Here is a 20,191-nt window from a genome sequence, read left to right as displayed (position 1 = left end):
CGGTGGCGAACCAGCGGGTCAGCTCGGCCGGGTCGTACCCGCGCTGCAGCCCGTGGTTGCCGAGCACCATCAGGCGTTCGATGTGGTGGGCGTAGCCGCGGTCGCGGACGCCGGCCAGCGCGGTGCGCAGGCACGCCGCCTCCACCGCGTCGGCGTCCAGCGTCCGCCACCAACCCGGCAGTTCGCGGTGGGCGTTCAGGGCGTTGCGGCGCAGGTAGTCCGGCCCTTGGTGCCAATACAGGTGCCAGACCCATTCCCGCCAGCCCAGCACCTGCCGGACGAACCCTTCGACGCTGTTCAGGGGTGCCTCACCGGCCCGGTACCGCTGCTCGGCCCGCCGCACGACCTCGCGCGGGTCGAGCAACCCGAGGTTCAGCGGAACCGAAAGCAGCGCGTGCGCCATCGCCCAGTCGTGGGTCAGCATCGCGTCCTGGTGCGGGCCGAAGGCGGGGAGCCGGTGGTCGAGGAACCGGCGCAGCGCCCGGTTCGCTTCGCCGTGCCCGACGGCGAACTGCCGCGGCCCGTCCACGCCGACCGGGTGGATCCTCCCGGCGCGTTCGGCCGCGTCGAGTTCGGCGCGGACCCGCTCGTCGATCTCGTTCTCCCGCGGGTGCCAGGGCGCGGGCACGTCGAGCCGAGTGACCTTCGGCGGCGGCTGCCGGTTGTCGTGGTCGTAGTTCCACCGCCCGCCCGCGGGCTCGCCGTCGGCTTCGAGCAGGACGCCGAACTTCCGGCGCTGGTCGCGGTAGAAATCCTCCATGACGAACCGGGTGCGCCCCGCCGCCCAGGCAGCGAAGTCCTCTTTGGACAGGACGAACCCGGGCGTCGGCAGGATTTCGGTGACGGTACCTTCGTCGCGCAGCCGGCGGACGAAGGCGTCGGCCGCGTGCGACGTCGGCTCGTGCACCACCACCGGACGCCCGAAGCGGCGCAACCCGGTGCGGTAGTCGGGCGCGTCGATCAGGGTGACGCGGTCGCCGAGGTCGGCGGCGAGCCGGTACAGCGCGGCCTGGATCAGGTGCAGCTTCTGCCGGTGGAACGGTTTCGCGGCGAAGGCCGCGGCCGACCGGATCAGGAGCACGTCCCGGTTCCGGTGGCCGGGTGTGCCGTGGAAGTGCGGCCCGAGCTGGTCGGCGAACAGCCACAGCGCGGGCTCGTCTCGCATGCGCCGAACGCTAACCCGCTTCCGGCGGCTCCGCAGCGTAAGCACGGAGGATCTCCGTGGTGTCACCGAGGAACCGCGCCACCACCTCCGCCTGCCCCGGCGGCAATCCGTCCGTCAACCGGGTGATGGCGTCGACGAGCGGGGCCAGCGCGGCCCGGACCTCGGCCCGCGCCGGTTCGCTGACGACGAGGGTGACCCGCCGTCCGTCGCGCGGGTGCGGGTCGCGGCGGACGTGCCCGGCCGCCTCCAGCCGGTCGACCAGGACCGTCGCCGACGCGGACCGGATCTTCAGCGCGTGGGCGAGGTCCACGGTGCCCATCGGCGTGCCGGCCGCCAGGTGCTGCAGGGCCTGCACGTCGGTCGCCCCGAGACCGAGCCGCCGGGCCAGGGCGACCTGCACGTCGTGGGCGAGCGCGAGCAGCTCACGCAGGGCCAGGTTCACCCGCAGGGCGACGGGACTGTCTTCCACCCGGTCATTTTAAGTTAGCTAGACAATCTAGCTAGTTTTGCTACCGTGGACTTCGTGGACGTCCGAGCGATGAACGCCGAAATGACCGCGAAGCTGATCGACGCGCCCGCCGAAACCCCACCGGACGGCGGGTACGCCCTGCGGGTCGTCGAGACCCGTGGCCGCCGCTCCGGCGAGCCGCGCCGCGTACCCCTGGCCGTGGTGGCGCACGACGGCGGTCAGTACCTCGTTTCGCCGGTCCGGGACCGCGACTGGGTGGAGAACCTCCTGGCCACGCCGGAGTGCGCGCTGCTGTCCGGCGGCCACCGCGAGGAGCGCCGGGCGGACCCGGCCGCCGGCGAGGAGGCGGCCGCGGTGGTCGCCGCATACCTCGCCGCGATGTCGGTGCCGTGGGCGATCCGGGCGTTCCCGGTCCCCCAGGACGCGACCCCCGCGCAGATCCTCGAGCACCTGCCCGGCATGGCGGTGTTCCGCCTGTCGGCCGCGGTCTCGTGAGCGTCGCGATCGCGGGCGGCGGTCCCGGCGGGCTGCTGCTCGGCTACCTGCTCGCCCGCGCCGGGATCGAGGTCACCGTGCTGGAGGCGCGGTCGGACTTCGACCGCGACTTCCGCGGCGATTCGCTGCACCCGTACACCCTCGAACTGCTCGACCGCCTCGGCCTGGCCGAAGACCTGCTGGCCCTCGACCACTTCAAGGCGCGCTCGTTCCGCTTCCACACCCCGGACGGCGTCTACCGCGCCGCCGACTACGACCGCCTCCGCACCCCGTTCGGGTACATCGCCCTGATGCCGCAGGTGCGGTTCCTCGACTTCCTCGCCGGACGCGCGCGCGAGCTCCCCTCGTTCACGCTGCGGACCAACGCCAAGGTCACCGGGCTGCTCGAGGACGACGGCGTGGTGACCGGCGTCCGCCACCGCGGCGGCGAACTCACCGCGTCCGTCGTCGTCGGCGCCGACGGCCGCTTCTCCACCGTGCGGCGCCTGGCCGGGCTCGAAGCCCGGCCGCTGGGCGCCACCACCGACCTGCTCTGGTTCCGGCTGCCCCGCTCCCCCGGCGACCCGCCGGACGCGGACCTCGACCTCTACTTCGGGCGCGACGCCTACATCGGCGTCCTCGGCGGCGTCCGCGACTGGCAGGTCGGCTACAGCATCGATAAGGGCTCGTACCCGGCGTTGCGCGAACGCGGGGTCGAGCCGATCCGGGCGTTCGTGCGCGAACGCGTGCCGTGGCTGGCCGACCGGGCCCACCTGCTCACGGACTTCTCGCAGACGACGCTGCTGTCGGTCGACATCTCGCGCGTCGACCGCTGGCACCGCCCCGGCCTCCTGCTGCTCGGCGACGCCGCCCACGTCATCTCCCCGGTCGGCGGCAACGGCATCCTGATGGCGATCCAGGACGCCGTCGCCGCGGCGAACCGGCTGGTCCCGGCCTTCCGCCGCGGCGGCGTCACCCCGGCCGACCTCGCGGGCGTCCAGGCCGACCGGATCCGCGCGATCGAGCGGGTCCAGGCCGACCAGGTGCGGGTCGAGCGGCGGGCGGCCGCCGCCAGGGCCCGCGGCCGGGGCACCGCGCCGCCGAAGCTGCTCAAGTACCTGTTCGCCGTGCCCGCGGTGCGGACCCGCGGCGCCCGCGGCAACGCGTACGGACCGTTCCCGCCTCAGCTCGACGAGTCCCTCTTGTCGTCGTAGGAGGTCCAGCCGCCTTGGCCTTCGGCGGCCTCGACGTCGGCGTCGGCGGACGCCGCGTGCGTCATCGCGGCGACCGTGCGCTCGAGGCCCTGCTGGACCTCGTCCCCGTCGGCTTCGCGGACGCTGTGCAGCGTCACGGTGATTTCCGAGGTCGCCGGGCTGTCTTCGCGGATGCGCAGTTCGCCGTGGTAGTCGTCGGGGCCTTCGGCACCCCACGTCAGCGACCGGGTGCCCGGGTCGGTGTGCAGCCACGCCTCGCTCGCGACGCGGTGGCCGTGCACCTCGGCCTCGACGTGGACGCTGTCCCCGCCCTGCGGCTCGGCGACCTTCATCTGCGGGAAGTACCGGGGCAGGTTCTCCGGGTGGCTCAGGAACGCGAACAGCTCGTCCGCGGGGATGTCGGCGGTCGCGCTGTGGCGGTACTCGGTCATTTTCACTCCTCGTCGTCGGAATCGTGCCCGGATACCCCTGATGCGGTGCATTAAAAGGGTTCGCGCGGGGAACCCCGAAGGCATGACGGCCACCGAACCCGAGACCCGGGCACCCCGGCGGGGCCCCGCCCCCGTGCAGGGCATGGGCATGCTGATCGGCCTGCTCTTCCTCGTCCTCGCCGCGCTGGAGCTGATGGCCGGGGTCGCGGACGGGGGCGGTCCGCGCGTGCTCTTCGGCGTGCTCGCCGTCTCCGGGGTGTGGACGCTGGTGCACCTGCTGACCGGCGCCGCCGCGGTGTTCTGCACGCGCTCGTCGCGCTGGGCCGCGCGGTTCCTGGTCGTCGCCGGTGCCTGCTACGTCGTGGCCGGCTTCGCCGGCCTGCTCCCGCTGCCGTCGGCGATCACCGACACGCTCCCGTGGAACACCGCCGGCGTCTGCCTCGACCTGGCGCTCGGCACGGCCATGCTCATCCTGGGAGGGGGCTGGCTCCGGCGCGGGCCGGCACGACGTCGCTGAGCGGCTCGTCCCGCCGCGGGAACCGCACCAGCACCGCCGTGAGCAGCACCGCGAGTCCGAAGAGGACATAGCCGTTGCCGGTGAGCTGCTGGACGGAGTTCCAGTGCCGTTCCACCTCCCCGCCCCGCGGCCACCACCACTGCGGCCCGGCGACGAAGAGCACCGCACCCGTCCCGGCCAGCACCGCCAGCCCGCGCCGCCGCGTGCGGCGGGCCAGCTCCGCCCAGCCGAGCAGGACGACCACGGCCCAGACCCAGTGGTGGGTCCAGGAGATCGGCGAGACCAGCAGCCCGGCGAGCGCGTTGAGACCGAGCGCGACGGTCCGCTCCCCCGTGGCCAGCGCACGCCGCATGCCCCACGCCGTCAGCACGAGGACGACCGCCACCAGCGGCAGCCACCACGCCGTCCGCGCCTCCGCCGGCACCCCCGCCCTGGCCAGCAGCCCGAGCAGCGACTGGTCGCCGGCGTAGGTCGGCTCGCCGACGCGGCCGGTGTCCCACAGCGCGCCCGTCCAGTACCGCACCGAGTCGGCGCCGGCGAGCAGGAAGCCCAGCGCCGTCGCGGCCAGGAAGGTCACCCCGGCGGTCACCGCGGCCCGGGTGTCCCGGCGGAGCAGGAAGTACAGCAGGAACACCGCCGGGGTCAGCTTCACCGCCGCGGCGAGCCCGATCAGCAGGCCACGTGGCAGGCGGGGGTGGTCCCCCAGTACGTCCAGCACGACCAGCGCCAGCAGCAGCAGGTCGAGCTGCCCGGCGTACAGCGTGCGCAGCACCGGCTCCAGCACCTCGGCGGCCAGCAGCAGCGCCGCGACCCGCCGCCAGTCGCACCGCGCGCCGAGCGCACGCAGCACGGTCACCAGGACCGCCGCGAGCACCCCGAGCGTCAGCAGGGTGAGGCCGAGACAGGCGGCCCAGTACGGCAGGAGCGCCAGCGGGGCCAGCACGATCGCCGCGAACGGCGGGTAGGTGAACAGCAGCGACTGGCCGTCACCGGTGGGCGGCAGTGTGCCGTACAGCGCCTGGCCGTGCAGCAGCGCCGTCGAGCCGAGCCGGTAGACGTCCAGGTCGACGCGGTAGGCCGGGAAGCGCCACCGGCCGCCGTTGTACGACACGAGCACCGCCGCCAGCACCAGCAGCTGCGCACCCGCCGGCACGTACTTGTTCCCCAGCCACGCCCGCACCCGTGCTCCCCCTCCGGTCACCCTGGCATTCTGTCGGGTCCCGGCCCGGGCACCATCCGGGAAACCCCCGAAGCGACCCCGGGAAAACCGGTTGCCGCGCGTGCCACCCTGGGCGCATGGGGACACCGGCGGGCTTCGCCTACCGCGACGAACGCGGCACCGTGACGATCACCCACCACGGCCGTCCCGCGGGCACGCTGCGCGGGGCCGCCGCCGCCCGGTTCCTCGCGGCGGTGGCGCGGGGTGACGACCAGCAGCTGCTGATGGCCCGGGCGACCGGCAACTACAAGCACGGCAACGAGCGCCGGGCGCGGGAGCACCCGCGCAACCGCTGACCACCCCGGGATCTTGAGGCGGGTGGCCGCCGTTCGGCATGCTGGCGGCGTGACCTACGACGTTCAGACGATCCGTGCGCACTTCCCCGCCCTCGACGGCGGCGCGGCCCACTTCGACGGACCGGGCGGCTCGCAGGTCCCCGACGTCGTCGGGGACGCGGTGGCCGGCACGCTGTGCGCGGCGATCGCCAACCGCGGCGTCGTCACGGCGGCCGAGCGCCGGGCGAGCGCGGTCGTGGCCGAAGCCCGCCACGCCGTCGCCGACCTGCTCGCCGCCGACCCGGCCGGCGTGGTCTTCGGCCGCAGCATGACGCAGCTGACCTACGACTTCTCCCGGACGCTGGCCCAGAAGTGGGGTCCCGGCGACGAAGTCGTGGTGACCCGCCTCGACCACGACGCCAACATCCGCCCGTGGGTCCAGGCCGCGGCGGCGGCCGGCGCGACCGTGCGCTGGGCGGATTTCGACTCGGCCACCGGGGAACTCGCGCCGCTCGGCGGGCTGCTGTCGGACCGGACGCGGCTGGTCGCGGTGACGGCGGCGTCGAACCTGCTGGGCACCCGCCCGGACATCCCGGCGATCGCGGCCGAGGTGCACGCGGCGGGCGCGCTGCTGTACGTCGACGGCGTCCACCTGACCCCGCACGCTTTCGTGGAAATCACGGCGCTCGGAGCGGATTTCTACGCGTGCTCGCCGTACAAGTTCCTCGGGCCGCACCTCGGCGTGGTCGCGGCGGCGCCCGCGTTGCTCGAGACGCTGCACCCGGACAAGCTGCTGCCCTCGACGAACGCGGTGCCGGAGCGGTTCGAGCTGGGCACGCTGCCGTACGAGCTGCTGGCGGGCACCACCGCGGCGATCGACTTTCTCGCCGGGCTCGTGCCGGGAACGGGATCGCGCCGGTCGCGGTTGCGGGCGTCGATGGCGGAGCTGGAGGCGCACGAGAACGCGCTGCTGGCCCGGCTCGACGGTGGTCTGGCGGCGTTGCCGGGGGTCACGCGGTACGGGGCGCCGGGGCGGCACCGGACCCCGACGGTGTTGTTCTCGGTGGACGGCGTGGCGTCGCAGGCGGTGTACGAACACCTGGGGGCGCACGGGGTGAACGCTCCGGCGGGGAGTTTCTACGCGCTGGAGTGTTCGCGGCACCTGGGGCTGGGCGACGCGGGGGCGGTGCGGGCGGGGATCGCCCCGTACACGACCGAGGACGACGTGGACCGGCTGCTGGCCGGGGTGGCGTCGCTCCCGCGCGGCTGAAGGCGGGTGACGAGCCGGGGTTTCTCCCGGCTCGCCACCCTGGCTTTCACGGCACCGGCGCGAAACCCACCGGGCGAGCCGTGGACGTGACTCGCGCACGGCTGAGGACGGGTGGCGAACTGGACCCACTTCCAGCTCGCCACCCTCGGCTCACGGCACCGGCGCGAAGCCCACCGGGCGAGCCGTGGACGTGACTCGCGCACGGCTGAGGACGGGTGGCGAACTGGACCCACTTCCAGCTCGCCACCCTCGGCTCACGGCACCGGCGCGAAGCCCACCGGGCGAGCCGTGAACGTGCCGCGGCCCTGCGTGCGGCTGCGCAAGCGGGTCGCGTAGCCGAACAGCTCCGCCACCGGCACCGTGGCCGTCACCACCGCCGTGCCCTGGCGGACCACCGAACCGGCCACCCGGCCCCGGCGGGCCGCGAGGTCGCCGAGCACGCCGCCGACCGCGTCGGGCGGAACCGTCACCACGACCTCGGCCACCGGCTCGAGCAGCCGCAGCACCGACGACCGCAGCGCTTCCCGCAGCCCGAGCCGGCCCGCCGTGCGGAACGCCAGGTCCGACGAGTCCTTCGGGTGCGTCGCCCCGTCGGTCAGCGTCACGCGCAGGCCCGTCACCGGGTGCCCGCCCAGCGGTCCCTCTTCCAGGGCGTCCCGGCAGCCGGCCTCGACCGCGCGGACGTACTCCCGCGGCATCCGGCCGCCGACGACCGCCGAGGCGAACTCGAAGCCCCCCTCCAAGGGGGCCACGTCGAGGACCACGTGGGCGAACTGGCCCGCCCCGCCGTCCTGCTTGACGTGGCGGTAGACCAGCCCGGTCACTCCGCTGACCACCGTCTCGCGGTACGCCACCGAAGGACGGCCCACCGCGACCTCGAGGCCGCGGTCCCGCCGCAGCTTCTCCACCGCCACCTCCAGGTGCAGTTCGCCCAGCCCGGACAGGACCGTCTGCCCGGTCTCCGGATCGACCCGCACGACCAGCGACGGGTCCTCCTCGGCCAGCCGGGCCAGCGCCGAGGTGAGCCGGTCGCCGTCGCGCCGGGCCTCGACTGCCACCGAGACCACCGGGTCCGCCGTCACCGGCGGCTCCAGCAGCACCGGGGCGCCGGGCGCGCAGAGGGTGGCGCCGACGCGCGCCGCCTTGGGCCCGGCCACCGCGACGATGTCGCCGGCCACCGCACTGTCCACTTCGGAGTGCCGAGCCGCTTGCACCCGCAGCACGCGCGCGACGCGTTCGGTGCGTCCCGCATCGGTCACGTGGTCTCCCTTCCGCAGCGTTCCCGAGTACACCCGCAGGTAGGTCAGCCGTCCCGTGGCCGTCGAGACGACCTTGACCACGAGTGCGGCCAGCGGCGCCGCCGGGTCGGCGGGCCGGTCGGGCCGCACCGGCGGGACGTCGGCGGGCGAGGGCAGGTACGCGACGACGGCGTCGAGCAGCGGCTCGATCCCGCGGTCGCGGTAGGCCGCGCCGCACAGCACGACGAGCCCCTCGCCGCTGAGGGTCAGCTCCCGCAGCGCCTTTTCGAGGGTCTCCGCCGTGATGGTGCCGGTGGCGCAGAACTCGTCGAGGGCCACCGGGTGCAGCTCGGCGACGGCCTCCTCCAGGACCCGGCGCCGTCGCCGGGCCTCGGCCGAGGCGTCCTCCGGCAAGCGCAGCAGGTCGATGACGCCGGTGAAGCCGTCCTCGCGCCCGATCGGCAGCTGCACGACCAGCGGCGCCGGGTGCAGCCGCGCCCGGATCGAAGCGACGGCGGCGTCGAGGTCGGCGCCCGCGCGGTCGAGCTTGTTGACGAACGCGATCCGCGGCACGCCGTGCCGGTCGGCCTGCCGCCACACGGTTTCGCTCTGCGGCTCGACCCCGGCGACGCCGTCGAACACGGCGACGGCGCCGTCGAGCACCCGCAGGGAGCGCTCGACCTCGGCGGTGAAGTCGACGTGGCCGGGGGTGTCGATGAGGGTGAGCCGGTGGCCGGCCCACGTGCAGCTGACGGCCGCGGCGAAGATGGTGATGCCACGGTCGCGTTCCTGCGGGTCGAAGTCGGTGACGGTGGTGCCGTCGTGGACCTCGCCGGTCTTGTGGGTGGCGCCGGTGCGGTGGAGGATCCGTTCGGTGACGGTGGTCTTGCCCGCGTCGACGTGGGCGAGGATGCCGAGGTTGCGGACGAGGTGAATGCGCACGAGCTTGTCCTTTGCGGACGAAGTGATCAGGGCGGCGCGATTCCCCGCGACGGTCTTTTCAGGAGGACGTCACGGAGTCCGGTGCGAGCCGCGCGGCAGGCACCGGGAACGCGGAGACACCAGGATCACCTCGGACCGCGACCGGGGAGCGACAGCAACGCGACAACGCACGTCCGGCTCCCTTCGATCGCCGCGGTGGACAGGTTCCGCCGAAGGCTAGCGACGCTCACCCCGCCCGCCAACGCATTTTCGCTGTGCGCGGGAGGTCGACACGCGTGATCAGGAAGCCGACACGCGTGAGAGTGGGGACGACACGCCGGGCGGCCCCGGGCTCCGCCGTGTCGTCGCTCCGATCACGCGTGTCGACCCCTCAATCACGCGTGTCGGCCTTCTGCTCACGGGGTGATGGGGCGACCACGCGGAGCTGGAGCATGGCGGCGAACCGGGCTTCCGGGTCCGTCATGTCGAAGCCGCCGACCTCGGCGAGGCGGCGCAGGCGGTAGCGGAAGGTGTTCGGGTGCACGTGGACCGCCGCGGAGGCCGCGATGACGTCGCCGAAGGCGTCGAGCCAGGCCCGGAGGGTCTCGACCAGGTGGGCGTGGTGCTGCGCGTCGTAGTCGAGGAGGCGGGCGACCGTGCCGGTCGGGCGGTCGCCGCGGGCGGCGACCAGGTCCTGCAGCTCCAGCAGCAGGGCTTCGACGTGCACGTCCGCCAGCAGCGCGACCCGGCGGCCGGCGCCGCTGCCCGACCGGAGGACCCGCAACGCCCGGTCCGCGCTGCCGCGGGCTTCGGGCAGCTCGGCCGCGCTGCGTGCCACCGGGCCGATGCCGACCACCGCGCGGACGCGGTCGCCGACGCGGTCCAGGAAGTCCGTGGCGATCCGCAGGGCGCGTTGCTCGGCGCCGGAGTCGCGGGTCACCGGCACCAGCCCGTACGCCGTGTCGCCGACGAGCGCCGCGGCGCACCGCGGGTGCACCGCGCTCAGGTGCATCGCCAGCCCGTCGCTGAGCCGCTGCCGGTCGGCGGCGAGCTCCGCGTCGGCCGTGCCGTTGCCGAGCACCGCGAGGGCCAGCACGACGACCGGCTGGTCGGCCAGGCCGAGCCGGCTCAGCGCCTCGCGCGCCGCGGGCCCGCCTTCGAGGGCGGTGCTCAGCAGGTCCGCGCGCAGCCGCCGTTCGACGTCGGCGCCCGCCCGCACGCGCAGCAGGTGCAGCGCCACCACGCGGGCCGCGTCGCACAGGGCCTGCGTCCGGTCGGCGGTCAGCGGTTCGCGCACCGCGGCCCAGATGGAGCCGAGCACCTCGTCGCCGGCCCGGACCGCGACCGCGACCCGCGGCACCGAGATTCCCTCCGGGATGTCCGGGGAGAGGTCCACGTGGACCGGCTGGTCGCTGCGGTAGAGCTCGCGGAACACCCCGCGGTCGGCCAGCATCCGGGAGAACCGTTCGGGCACCTGCCGCCCCAGGATGGTCTCGACGCGCGAAGGGTCGGCTTCGTCCTGCCGCCCGGAGAAGGCCAGCACGCGGGAGCGCCGGTCCTCGATGGTGACCGGCGCGTCGATCAGCGCGGCGATCGCGTTCGCCACGGCGAACAGGTCACCCGACGGCAGCCCGGCCAGCGTCTCCGGCTGCGCGTCGCCGACGTCGCCCTCGGCCAGCAGCGACCGCAGCATGGCGGCGAGCTGGGCCCAGGAGGCGCCCCGGGCGAGGCTCAGCAGGGCGACGCCGGTCTCCTCGACGGCGGCCGTGACCGCCGCGGTCACCGTGACCGGGGCGCGCACCACGAGCCCGGCGGCGTCGTGGCGGGCCAGCGTCCGCAGCTGCCGCACGACCTCGTCCGGTTCGGCGAGGCCGACGCCCAGCACCAGGGCGTTCTGCGGCAGCGCGGGCTCGTCGAGCGGATCGTGGATGGCGACGCCGCCGATGCCGCCCGGGCGGTCGCCGTCGCCGAGCACCAGGTCCAGGAGCGTGCCGCCCAGGTCGTCGAGGACGCGGCCCAGGCCGGTGTGCGAGCGCAGGTTCACGGAAACGAGCACCTCCTGAAGCTAGGCGCGCCGCCGCCGGCGTGGTTCGTCGCGGCGGACGAATTCAGTATGTCCTTTGGTCGTCGGCGACCAACTCCTCCCACCAGGGGATGATCAGGAAGGAGGCGTCGCCGAGCCCGCGGAGGAAGAGGCCCCGCGAACCGGCCGGGAACTCCGGCTCGTGCTCGTGCGAGCTGTGGCGGCGCGTCTCCCAGACGTAGAGCGGGGCCTCGGTGCGCACGTCCTCGCCGTACTGCTCGGTGAGGACGACGACACGGTCGTGCCCGGTGGGCGCCGGGGTGCGCGGGTGCGCGGAGTGCCAGCGGATCAGCGCGTGCAGTGGCGATTCACCCGGTTCGAGCGGGAACCGCCCACCGGCGGGGTGGACGACGTCGGCGTCTTCGCAGCGTTGCGCCAGGGCGAGCCCGAAGACGATCCGGGTGTCGCTGCCGGGTTCGATCAGGACGAGGGTGCGTCCGGGCAGCCGCGGGACGGAGTCGAGGCTGTGCCGCGCCCCGGCGGCGAGGGCGGGTTCCCACCGACGGCTGTCCACGCCCAGCCAGGCCGCGGCGAACCGCAGCGGCCCGGCGCTGGAAGCGCGGACTTCGGCGGGATCGGCGATCCGCGCGGCGATGGCCATCGCGGTCTCGAACCCGATCCCGGCCGCGTCGAGGCGGCGCAGGTGGGCGAGGAGGGTGGTGAGGGGCAGGTGCGGGATCAGGGGTTCCAGGCGGGCGAGGCCGTCCGGCCGGGCGAGCAGGTCGACGAGCGGGAGGGCGGCGAGGAGGGTTTCGGCGTGCGGACGGGTGCCGGCGCGGCGGAGCTGGGCGAGCCATTGCGCGGGTGGCGGGTGGCCGCCGCGCGACCGGGCGGCAGCCACGAGCTTCAGCGGTCCGGCGAGTGAGGTGGGTTCGGTCCCCACTTCAGCGGCCGGGCTCTCTGGCAGCGCCGCCGCACTCCCCCGGTGCGCGGCCGACTTCCCGACCTCCGGAACTGCCTGCCCGGCCACCACACTCTCCCGAGGCGGCACGCCCGGAACCTCGGCGCCTTGCCCGCCCAAGTCCCCCGCCCCGGTCCAGGTGCGCACCAGCGGCAGCGTCTCCGGAACCGCCCCCACCCTCCCTTGCCGCCGGGCCAGTGCGTACCGGAACAGATCGCCCTGCGCCCGGTCGCGGGCGCGCGGGTGGACCAGCCTGATCACCTCGCCGAACCGCAGTGGCCGCGGGGTGCCGATGCCGCCGTGCCGCGGGAGGTCGGCGCGGACGAACCCGAGCGAAAAGTGGTGGCCGCCGTCGTCGAAGGCCAGCAGGGCCGGCTCGTCGTACAGCCGCGTGACCGCGTCCGCCACGCCGCGCTTCACCGGCTTCGGCAGCGAACGCCCATACGCAAACCTCCAGTACGCCAGCAGATGCCCCGGGTCGTGCGCCCGGCGCAGCACCGAGGCGATCACCTGCCGCGACACCCCGTGCTCGCCCCGGTCCAGCCGCCCGGCCACGAACGCCGCCGCTCCGACCAGGACCGGGTAGCGCATCCCCGTCTCCGTCCGGAGCCACTGCAGAAACCCCGGCGCCCACGACGGATCCGCCGCCCGCAGCAGCGACACGTACTTCTCCCGCTCCGGAACCGGCCACGCGAAGAACGCGTCCTGGTACGCCGCCCTGGCCAGCACCGTGCGGTACAGCTCTTCGATGACCGCCCCTCCCCCACGTCGGGCCCGCGAGCGAGGAGAACCGAGACCAGGACCGGCTCCGGGCTGGTCGTCGGTGGACGGTGAGGGGCTGCACGCGCCCCTCCACACGCTCCGGATCGCGACCCGCAGCCACGCACCGGCACTCCTCGCTCGCAGGCCCCGCGAGCCTAACGGCGGGGTCCGACAAAACCGCGGCTAGATCAGTTTCGCCGCCACGTTGTACGCCTCGACCAGCAGTTTCGCGTTCGGCACCCGCCGCCGCGGCTCGACGCGGACCGTGCGGGTCTCCCCCGGCAGCAGCCAGAAGTAGTTGTCGCCGTAGCGGGTCGGCAGTACGCGGTCGGTGCCGTTCTTCTCCCGCAGCGACAGCCGGATCATCGCCGCCACCGTGCGCCCGTCGTTGCGGATCGTCGCGGTGTAGGCGTCACCGTCGGACTTCAGCGACGTCGTCAGGCGCGCGCCCGGCAGCTGGTTGAGCGCGCGCATCGCCGTGTCCGTCCGGTACCGCCAATACGTGTTCTCCGACAGCACCGTGCCCCGGCCGTCGGTCAGGGTCAGCCGGAGCAGGTGCAGGTCGGGCAGGCCGCCGTCGAACGGGACCGCGAACGCGGCCGCGGCCGAAACCGGGGCCACGTCGAGCTTCTGCTGCTGCGCGGGCCCGAGCGCCGCCCCGTCGAGGCCGTGCAGCCGGGCCGTGGCGGTCACGCCGGTCAGCGCGCCCGGCGTGTGGTTGACCACCCGCACCTGCCACGTCGTCAGGTCGGCCTGGACGTGCGTGGCCTCGCAGCCCTTGCGCGCGCCGTAGTAGCTGCCGTTGACGTCGAGGTCATAGTCGTAGGTCTGCCAGACCGTGCTGTGCCAGGCGGGGTGGGACATCCACAGCAGCACGCCGGTGGCGTCGTTCCACAGCTTCGCGTTCCACGCCTCGAAGATGGCGCGCATGCTCTCGTAGTTGACGAACTGCGCCTTGCGGCAGAACTCGGCCAGGCTCGTCGACGGCGCCAGCCGCGCGTCGATCGCCGCCAGGTAGCTCTGCGGCGACTGGTTGCCGTTGGTGGACCAGTCGTGCAGGAACCAGGGCGCCCCGATCGGCCAGCCCGGATCACCCGCGCCGACGAGGTTGCGCATGCTTTCCACGACCGACACCGTCGGCAGCCCGATCTCGCTCCAGAACCCGGCCTTCCCGCCGGTCGCTTCGCCGGTGAAGTACCGCTTCGGGTCCTGCCAGTAGTACGGCCCGTCGCCGGTGATCACGCCGCCGGCGGAGTTGCCCTGGTAGAGCAGGTCGGTTTCGGTGTGCACGAGGTCGCGCAGCGCGTTGTCGATCACCGCCGGCGGGGTGCCCTCGTTGCAGCCGAACCAGACGACCGCGCACGCGTGGTGGCGGTAGCGCAGCACGGTGTCCTTCGCCTGCGCCAGGAAGATGTCGTGGTTGGCCGGATCGGTCGACCAGCCGTCCCAGAACTCGTTCCAGAGCAGGATGCCGTACTTGTCGCAGGCGTCGAACAGCTCCTGGCGGTACGACGACCCGACCCAGTTGCGGATCAGCGTGAAGTTCATGTCGCGGTGCATCGCGACGACGGCGTCGGCCCGCTCGGCGGGCATCCGGCGCAGCAGTTCGTCCCAGCCCCAGCTGCCGCCGCGGGCGAAGATCTTGACGCCGTTGACGAGGAAGGTCAGCGGCTTGGGGGTGTTGTCGACCGACGCCGCGTCGGTCCAGGTGTCACCGTCCTGCGACACCTGGATTTTGAAGGTCGCGGCGTAAGCGGTTTCCCAAGTCAGCACCACCCGGTCGAACGCCGTCGCGGCGCCGAGGTCCACCTGCAGCCACTGGTTGTCGCTGTACTCCGACGCCCAGCGCGTGTTCGGGTCACCGTCGAAGGCGCGCTCGGGCGGGTTCCCGTCGGCCACCGACTGCGACGACGACGGCTTGCCCTGGGCCAGGTCGGGACCCGAGCCGTTCAGCACGGACATCGTCCAGAGCGAGAAACCCCAGCTCGTCGCGCGCTTGAGGCCCTGCATCCGGACGAACCGGGCGTTCTGCGGGCCCAGCTCGACGGTCTGGGTGGCCCGGCTGTCCGAGATGACGATGGGCTGCTCGTACCGGTAGCCGATCTCGCGCAGGCCGATCTTGACCGTCCGGCGGTCGCTCGTGGCGGCGCCGATCGCCGCGGTCAGCGTCAGGTCGTAGAGGTTCGGGTCGCCGTAGCCGTTGGGCCACCACAGCTTCGCGTTCTCGACCCGCTGCTTCGGGAACACGACGTCGGCGCTCTGCCCGGCCGGGATCGTCACCGTGGCCGTCAGGTTCACCGGGCCGAACGCGGCGGTGACCTTGACGCGCTGGGCGGTCGCGGCCGCGTTGCGCACCGGGACGGTCAGCGTCACCTCGGCGGTCCGGCCGTCGGGCACCTTCGTGTCGACGCGGACGTCGCCGAGCACGGCCGCGCCGGTGGAGCGCAGGCGGACGTGGTCCCAGAGGCCGGACGCGCGGTCGCGCACCGCGGGCATCCAGTCCCAGCCGGAAACGGCGAGGTAGGTCGGCGAGTTGTCGAACATCGTGCCGCCCGCGTCGACCCAGGAGCTGCCGTCGGCGCCCTTGTCGCCGGGACTGCCGGGCCGCGGCATCGGCGAGATCTTCACGGCCAGGACCTGCTCGCCGGTGCGGCGCAGCGCGGCGGTGACGTCGTGGACGCCGCGGCCGAACGGGTGACTCTGGGTGGCGATTTCGGCGCCGTTGAGCCAGATCTGCGCTTCGTGGTTGACGCCGTCGAACTCCAGCCAGACGTGCCGCCCCGGGGAGGTGTCCAGACCTCGCGGCAGGGCGAAGCGGCGGCGGTACCACCAGGCGTGGCGGGAAAGCGCTTCCGGGACGTGCAGGTTGTTCATCCCGGCCACCGGATCGGGCAGCTGCCCCTGCTCGACGAGCGAGGCCAGCACGGTGCCGGGCACGGTCGCCGGGAGCCAGCCGCGGGTGTCCACCGTGGCGCCCGAGAGGGTCTTGCCGTCGCCGGTGGGTGCCCAGTCGTCCATGGTGAGCACCCAGCCGGATTCGAGCGGCACGGTGCCGTCGGCCGCCACGGCGAGCGACGGCGGGTCGTCGTGCGGACGCACCGGGAAGCTCGTCCAGCCGCGGACGGCGGGCCGGGCGTCGCGGGTGGTGCCGAAGACCTGGAAGCCGTTGAGGCCCAGGGGGTTCGCCGTCGAGCGCCGGCTCGCGGTGAAGCGGACCCAGCGCGCGGTGACGGCCACGGGGATCGTCACGACACCGCCGGTGCCGGTGTCGGTGTGGTGCACGGTCCGCCACGCCTTGCCGTCGCCGGAGACGTCGAGGTCGAACGCCGTCGCGTAGCTGGACTGGATCTCGAAGCCGCTGGTGCGGGAGCGGGAGGCGCCGGCGTCGAAAGCCGGGTCGCCGGGCCGGGCCTCGAAGGTGAGCACGACCGATTCGATGGCGCAGGGCGCCTGCAGGTCGACGACGATCCACTGGCCGTCCCCCTGGGCGGCGCGCCAGCCGGAGCCGCGGACACCGACCTGGGCGAGCCCGTCGACGGCGAACTCGGCGGGGGTGGCGGCGTAGGCGGTCGAGGAGACCTGGACCGGCCGGAACAGCGCGAGATCGCTCTTGCGGCTCTCGGACGCGGCCGGGGCAGCCGACGCGACACCGGGCAGGACGGCCGCGAGGCCGAACCCGGCCAGCAGGCCGCTCCCGGCGGCCAGGACGTGCCGACGGGACACGGCCGCCGCCTCCACGCGCTCGTTCTCCGCCATGCGGACTCCGTTCTCCAAAAGCGGCAGCCGGACCTGGCGGGGTGGGGCGCCGAGGGGCTGACAACGTTGCCAGGAAGCTTCCGCCGCGGCCGCCGACACCGTCAAGAAGACAAGGAGGACAAGAATTCGGAGAAATGACATCGATGTCGACGACCTGCTCCGGTGAGCGGTACAAGAGAGCATCGCAACGAACTTGCCGCGATTTCGCAGCGCGGGACTGGGGAAAGCAAACGGGTCAGGCCCGGCCAGCCTCGCCGGAGCGGGGATCGCGCCGCCGGCAGACCTCACGCCTCCGCAAGCGGGGCCGCAAAGTAACACCCGCCGACGCAGGAATCACCCGCCAACAGCCCCAACGGCCCTTAGGCGCCCGCGTGCTCCACCGCCAGCTCCACGGCCGAAGCCAGGTCGTTCACCCACCGGAAGCCGCGGTCCCCCAGGTGCTCCCAGCCCGGCCCGGCCGTGCCCACCGCGCACCCCAGCGCGCGGATGCGGGCCGCCAGGAGGTCGTCGGCGGTCGCCGGGGCCGTCGACCACAGCACCACCAGCACCGGGTCCAGCCGGGCCGCCAGGTCCGCCACCGTCTCCGCCGGGACCAGCTGCCCCAGGTACGCCACCGGGACCGCCGCCTCGGCCAGGGTGGCCCGCAGCGCCTCGACCGGCAGCGAATGCCGCTCCGCCGGGCAACAGGCCAGCAGCACCGGGCGGCCCGGCACCGCCGCCGGGAACCGGCGGCTGAAGCGCTCGAACGCCAGGGAGATCTCCGACGCCAGCGCCCATTCCGAGGCGAAGCAGACGTCACCGCGCTGCCAGCGGTCACCGAGGCCGCGCAGGACCGGGGCCAGCACCTCGGTCCAGGCCGCCGCGGGGCCGAGGGTGCCCAGCGTCTCGTCCAGCAGCCCCGCCACCGAGGCGTACCGGAGCTCGTCCGCGGCCTCCGTGAGCTCGCGCGCGCGGCGGGACGCCGGCACCTCGAGCCCGGCCGGTGAGCGGCCGAACGCCGCCTCCGCCGCCTCCCGCACCGGCATCCCGCGGGCGACCAGGCGCTGCATGTGCTGCAGGCGGCGGACGTCCGCGTCGGAATAGCGGCGGTGGCGCCCGGCACCGGCGGGCGGGCCGATCCCGTACCGCGCGCTCCAGCTGCGCAGCGTCACCGGCGACACCCCGAGCAGCTCGGCCACCTTGCCGGGCGCCCAGGCCCCGGCGCCGGGCGGCGCGTCGTTGTCGGGTTCCACCGTGCCCCTTCGCCTCACCAACCGCGAACCGACGCAGTTTAGCGATCCCACGGGCGGCCCCACGCCGAAGACACGCAGGCCGTGGCCGCGGGGGCGACGGGCTGACCGGCGTCGGCGGTCCCGTCCGCGCGAGCCGGATCGCCCCCGCCGCGGACCCGTCCCGCAACGGTTGTGCAGCGCTGCCGGACGCGGGTGGCCGCCGCCGCGGCGAGTGATCTTGCGTCCGGGTGGGTATTTTCGACCGGGGTGCCCCGAGGAGGAGAGAAGCGATGACCGACCACCACACCGCCGACATCACCGTCACGACCGACGACGGCGTGGTGACCGTCCGCTGCGCGGGCGAGCTGGACCTGAGCAGCGCCCGCGCCTTGCGGAAGGCGCTGCTCGAACCCGTCCACGCCGGTGCCCGCGGGGTCGTCGCGGACCTCACCGAGACGACCTTCTGCGACTCGACCGTCTTCAGCGTCTTGGTCGAGGCCTACCGGGACGCCGCCGCGCGGAACGTGCCCTACGCCATCGCCGCCGGACAGGCCGCCGTCGCCCGGCCACTGCAGATCCTCGGGCTGAACCGGCTGTTGCCGCTGCACAGCCGGCCCGACACCGCCCACGCGGCCGTCGCGGCCGGGCGGTCGTGACCTTCGCCCCACGATAGCCACCCGAAACCCCCGAGCGGCCGCCGATCACCCCGTCGGCCCTGGTCCGGCACGTCCGGGTTCGCTAGCTTGACGGTGATCGCAGTCTTCTGCGCCATCGCCGGGCGGCGCCGCGGGGAGCCGCCGGTCCGGCCGTTCCAGGGGGATCCACCGTGTCCAGAACACCCCTTCGCGGGGTGAGACGGCTGTTCGCCGTGCTCACCGCCGTGCTCACCACCGGCGCCTTCGTCACACCGGCCGCCCACGCCGACGGGCCGTCGCTGCTCATCACCGCCTCGGTCGGCGCCGAACCGCAGCTGATCGGGAAGCCCTTCCCGATCACGCTGACGCTCACCAACACGACCGACCAGCCGCTGACGAAGGTCACGCTGTGGGACGAGCACCTCTCCGGCTCCTGGCTGTCGGTCCAGGACTGGGCGGGCCTCGGCGGCAGCCCGCAGGCCGGCGTGACGCTCGACCCGGGTGCCACCCGGACGTTCACGATCACCGCCGCCGTCTGGACCTGGAACGGCGTGCCGCACGAGCGGTTCCGCGCCGACTGGACGCCCGGCGGAGAGCTGGTCGTGCCGCTGATCGACCCGACGACGACCCACGGGGCCGGCTCCGGTGTCGTCTACGGCGACCGGAACGAGAACGGCGCCTTCGACCCGGGTGAGGGCCTACCGGGCGCCACCGCCTCCCTGTTCGGCACGAGCTCCGGCAACCCGATCGAGACGACCACCGACGCCGACGGCCGGTTCACCTTCACCGACCTACCGGCCCAGCGCTACGGGATCTCCACCACCAAGCTGCCGGACGGCTGGATCTACGACGCCGCGACCGAGCAGCGCCTCGACGTCGACGGGAGCGACCCCGGGCCGTCGGTGGCACTGCGCGCGGTCCGGCCGTTCTCCGAGAAGCTGCACGCGACCGGCTCGTTCGACCGCGGCACCTACCAGGTGGGCGACACGGTCCAGGTCACCTTGACCCTGACCAACGTCAGCGGCGGCGACCTGCACGGGATCTCCGCGGGGTGCGACCGCGTCGGGGGGTCCCCGGACCACCTGCTCGGGTGGGAGGCCTGGGACGACATCACCGCGCCCGGCGCGTTCGACCTGGCCGCGGGCGAGACGCGGACCTTCACCGAGACCGGCACCGTCCCCACCGCCGCCACGACCTACGGGGGATTCCGCCTCTCCTGTGACTTCGGGCCCGAATCCGGTCCCCTCGACGGACGGCCCACGGTCGATTCCGCCGCCCGCGTGCCGGCCCCGCCGGGCACCACCGCCGGCGTGGTCTACCACGACGACAACGCCAACTACACCGTCGACGCGGGCGAGGCCATCTCGGGTACGGCGGTCGAGCTGGTCGACCGGGTCGACGGCTCGGTCACCGCGACCGCCGTGTCCGACGCGCAGGGGCACGTGGCCTTCGGGACGGTTCCGGCCGGCCCGTACCGCGTGCGGGTCGCGGGCTGGCGCGCGGTCGACGCGGACCAGGGCGCCGTTTCCGTGGGGACCTGCTGGTACTGCGGGGAGGACTGGGCGCTGCGGTACCAGCGCTGACCTCCGCCCGTGGCCCGGCCGCGCGCCGGGCCACGGGTCGTCCACAGTGGAGCGGACCGGACCGCGA

General features: G+C 74.1%; 15 protein-coding genes and 1 pseudogene. 7 read left to right on the top strand and 9 right to left on the bottom strand.

Annotation, left to right across the window (positions count from 1 at the left end; genetic code table 11):
• Positions 1-571: 571 nt before the first annotated feature.
• Both ACFPLC_RS35900 and ACFPLC_RS35895 read right to left on the bottom strand, forming a co-directional pair.
• Positions 572-1,165 (bottom strand): annotated as a pseudogene (locus ACFPLC_RS35900) (cryptochrome/photolyase family protein); the annotation flags it as partial.
• A 10-nt stretch (positions 1,166-1,175) separates the two neighbouring features.
• Positions 1,176-1,634, bottom strand: a complete 459-nt coding sequence (locus ACFPLC_RS35895) for a MarR family winged helix-turn-helix transcriptional regulator (RefSeq protein WP_378192442.1) — start codon at positions 1,632-1,634, stop codon at positions 1,176-1,178.
• Positions 1,635-1,688: 54 nt separating this feature from the next.
• Between ACFPLC_RS35895 and ACFPLC_RS35890 the strand changes: the two genes are divergently transcribed.
• Positions 1,689-2,129: a nitroreductase family deazaflavin-dependent oxidoreductase gene (locus tag ACFPLC_RS35890; RefSeq protein ID WP_378192440.1), complete on the top strand. Its 441-nt coding sequence runs from the start codon at positions 1,689-1,691 to the stop codon at positions 2,127-2,129.
• Positions 2,126-3,322 carry an FAD-dependent oxidoreductase gene (locus ACFPLC_RS35885; RefSeq protein WP_378192438.1) on the top strand — a complete coding sequence of 399 codons (1,197 nt, stop codon included), beginning with the start codon at positions 2,126-2,128 and terminating at the stop codon, positions 3,320-3,322. The genes ACFPLC_RS35890 and ACFPLC_RS35885 overlap by 4 nt, the downstream gene beginning before the upstream one ends.
• Here the strand turns inward: ACFPLC_RS35885 and ACFPLC_RS35880 are convergent.
• A complete protein-coding gene (locus tag ACFPLC_RS35880; RefSeq protein ID WP_378192436.1) occupies positions 3,292-3,753 on the bottom strand; it encodes an SRPBCC family protein in 462 nt (153 codons plus the stop codon). The genes ACFPLC_RS35885 and ACFPLC_RS35880 overlap by 31 nt on opposite strands.
• Before the next feature lie 82 nt (positions 3,754-3,835).
• On the opposite strand from ACFPLC_RS35880, the gene ACFPLC_RS35875 reads away from it, so the two are divergent.
• Positions 3,836-4,270: a DUF4383 domain-containing protein gene (locus tag ACFPLC_RS35875; RefSeq protein WP_229902662.1), complete on the top strand. Its 435-nt coding sequence runs from the start codon at positions 3,836-3,838 to the stop codon at positions 4,268-4,270.
• Here ACFPLC_RS35875 and ACFPLC_RS35870 read toward each other — a convergent pair.
• Positions 4,221-5,471: a glycosyltransferase 87 family protein gene (locus tag ACFPLC_RS35870; RefSeq protein ID WP_378192434.1), complete on the bottom strand. Its 1,251-nt coding sequence runs from the start codon at positions 5,469-5,471 to the stop codon at positions 4,221-4,223. The two genes, ACFPLC_RS35875 and ACFPLC_RS35870, sit on opposite strands and share 50 nt — an antisense overlap.
• A 95-nt stretch (positions 5,472-5,566) precedes the next feature.
• Here ACFPLC_RS35870 and ACFPLC_RS35865 point away from each other — a divergent pair, with 95 nt between their 5' ends.
• Positions 5,567-5,785 carry a hypothetical protein gene (locus tag ACFPLC_RS35865; RefSeq protein WP_378192432.1) on the top strand — a complete coding sequence of 73 codons (219 nt, stop codon included), beginning with the start codon at positions 5,567-5,569 and terminating at the stop codon, positions 5,783-5,785.
• A gap of 49 nt (positions 5,786-5,834) precedes the next feature.
• Complete coding sequence (locus ACFPLC_RS35860) at positions 5,835-7,034, top strand: cysteine desulfurase-like protein (protein ID WP_378192430.1); 1,200 nt, start codon at positions 5,835-5,837, stop codon at positions 7,032-7,034.
• 254 nt (positions 7,035-7,288) lie between these two features.
• On the opposite strand, the gene fusA is transcribed toward ACFPLC_RS35860, so the two are convergent.
• The 5 genes from fusA to ACFPLC_RS35835 all read right to left on the bottom strand — a co-directional run bounded on the left by fusA (position 7,289) and on the right by ACFPLC_RS35835 (position 17,927).
• Positions 7,289-9,214, bottom strand: coding sequence for an elongation factor G (fusA, locus tag ACFPLC_RS35855; RefSeq protein WP_378192428.1), 1,926 nt, complete (start codon positions 9,212-9,214; stop codon positions 7,289-7,291).
• 370 nt (positions 9,215-9,584) lie between these two features.
• Positions 9,585-11,249, bottom strand: a complete 1,665-nt coding sequence (locus ACFPLC_RS35850; RefSeq protein WP_378236043.1) for a PucR family transcriptional regulator — start codon at positions 11,247-11,249, stop codon at positions 9,585-9,587.
• A gap of 52 nt (positions 11,250-11,301) precedes the next feature.
• A complete protein-coding gene (locus ACFPLC_RS35845) occupies positions 11,302-13,035 on the bottom strand; it encodes a hypothetical protein (protein ID WP_378236042.1) in 1,734 nt (577 codons plus the stop codon).
• A gap of 87 nt (positions 13,036-13,122) precedes the next feature.
• Positions 13,123-16,695, bottom strand: coding sequence for a discoidin domain-containing protein (locus ACFPLC_RS35840; RefSeq protein WP_378192422.1), 3,573 nt, complete (start codon positions 16,693-16,695; stop codon positions 13,123-13,125).
• 359 nt (positions 16,696-17,054) lie between these two features.
• Positions 17,055-17,927 carry a MerR family transcriptional regulator gene (locus ACFPLC_RS35835; RefSeq protein WP_378192420.1) on the bottom strand — a complete coding sequence of 291 codons (873 nt, stop codon included), beginning with the start codon at positions 17,925-17,927 and terminating at the stop codon, positions 17,055-17,057.
• 269 nt (positions 17,928-18,196) lie between these two features.
• On the opposite strand from ACFPLC_RS35835, the gene ACFPLC_RS35830 reads away from it, so the two are divergent.
• Positions 18,197-18,562, top strand: coding sequence for an STAS domain-containing protein (locus ACFPLC_RS35830; protein WP_378192418.1), 366 nt, complete (start codon positions 18,197-18,199; stop codon positions 18,560-18,562).
• 170 nt (positions 18,563-18,732) lie between these two features.
• Positions 18,733-20,124: an SdrD B-like domain-containing protein gene (locus ACFPLC_RS35825; RefSeq protein ID WP_378192416.1), complete on the top strand. Its 1,392-nt coding sequence runs from the start codon at positions 18,733-18,735 to the stop codon at positions 20,122-20,124.
• Positions 20,125-20,191: the final 67 nt, after the last annotated feature.

This window comes from Amycolatopsis plumensis (assembly GCF_042652605.1).
GTDB classification, from domain to species: Bacteria; Actinomycetota; Actinomycetes; order Mycobacteriales; family Pseudonocardiaceae; genus Amycolatopsis; species Amycolatopsis plumensis.
The sequence above is the reverse complement of the archived record's forward strand: the minus strand, read 5'-3'. Positions and strand labels throughout refer to the sequence as shown.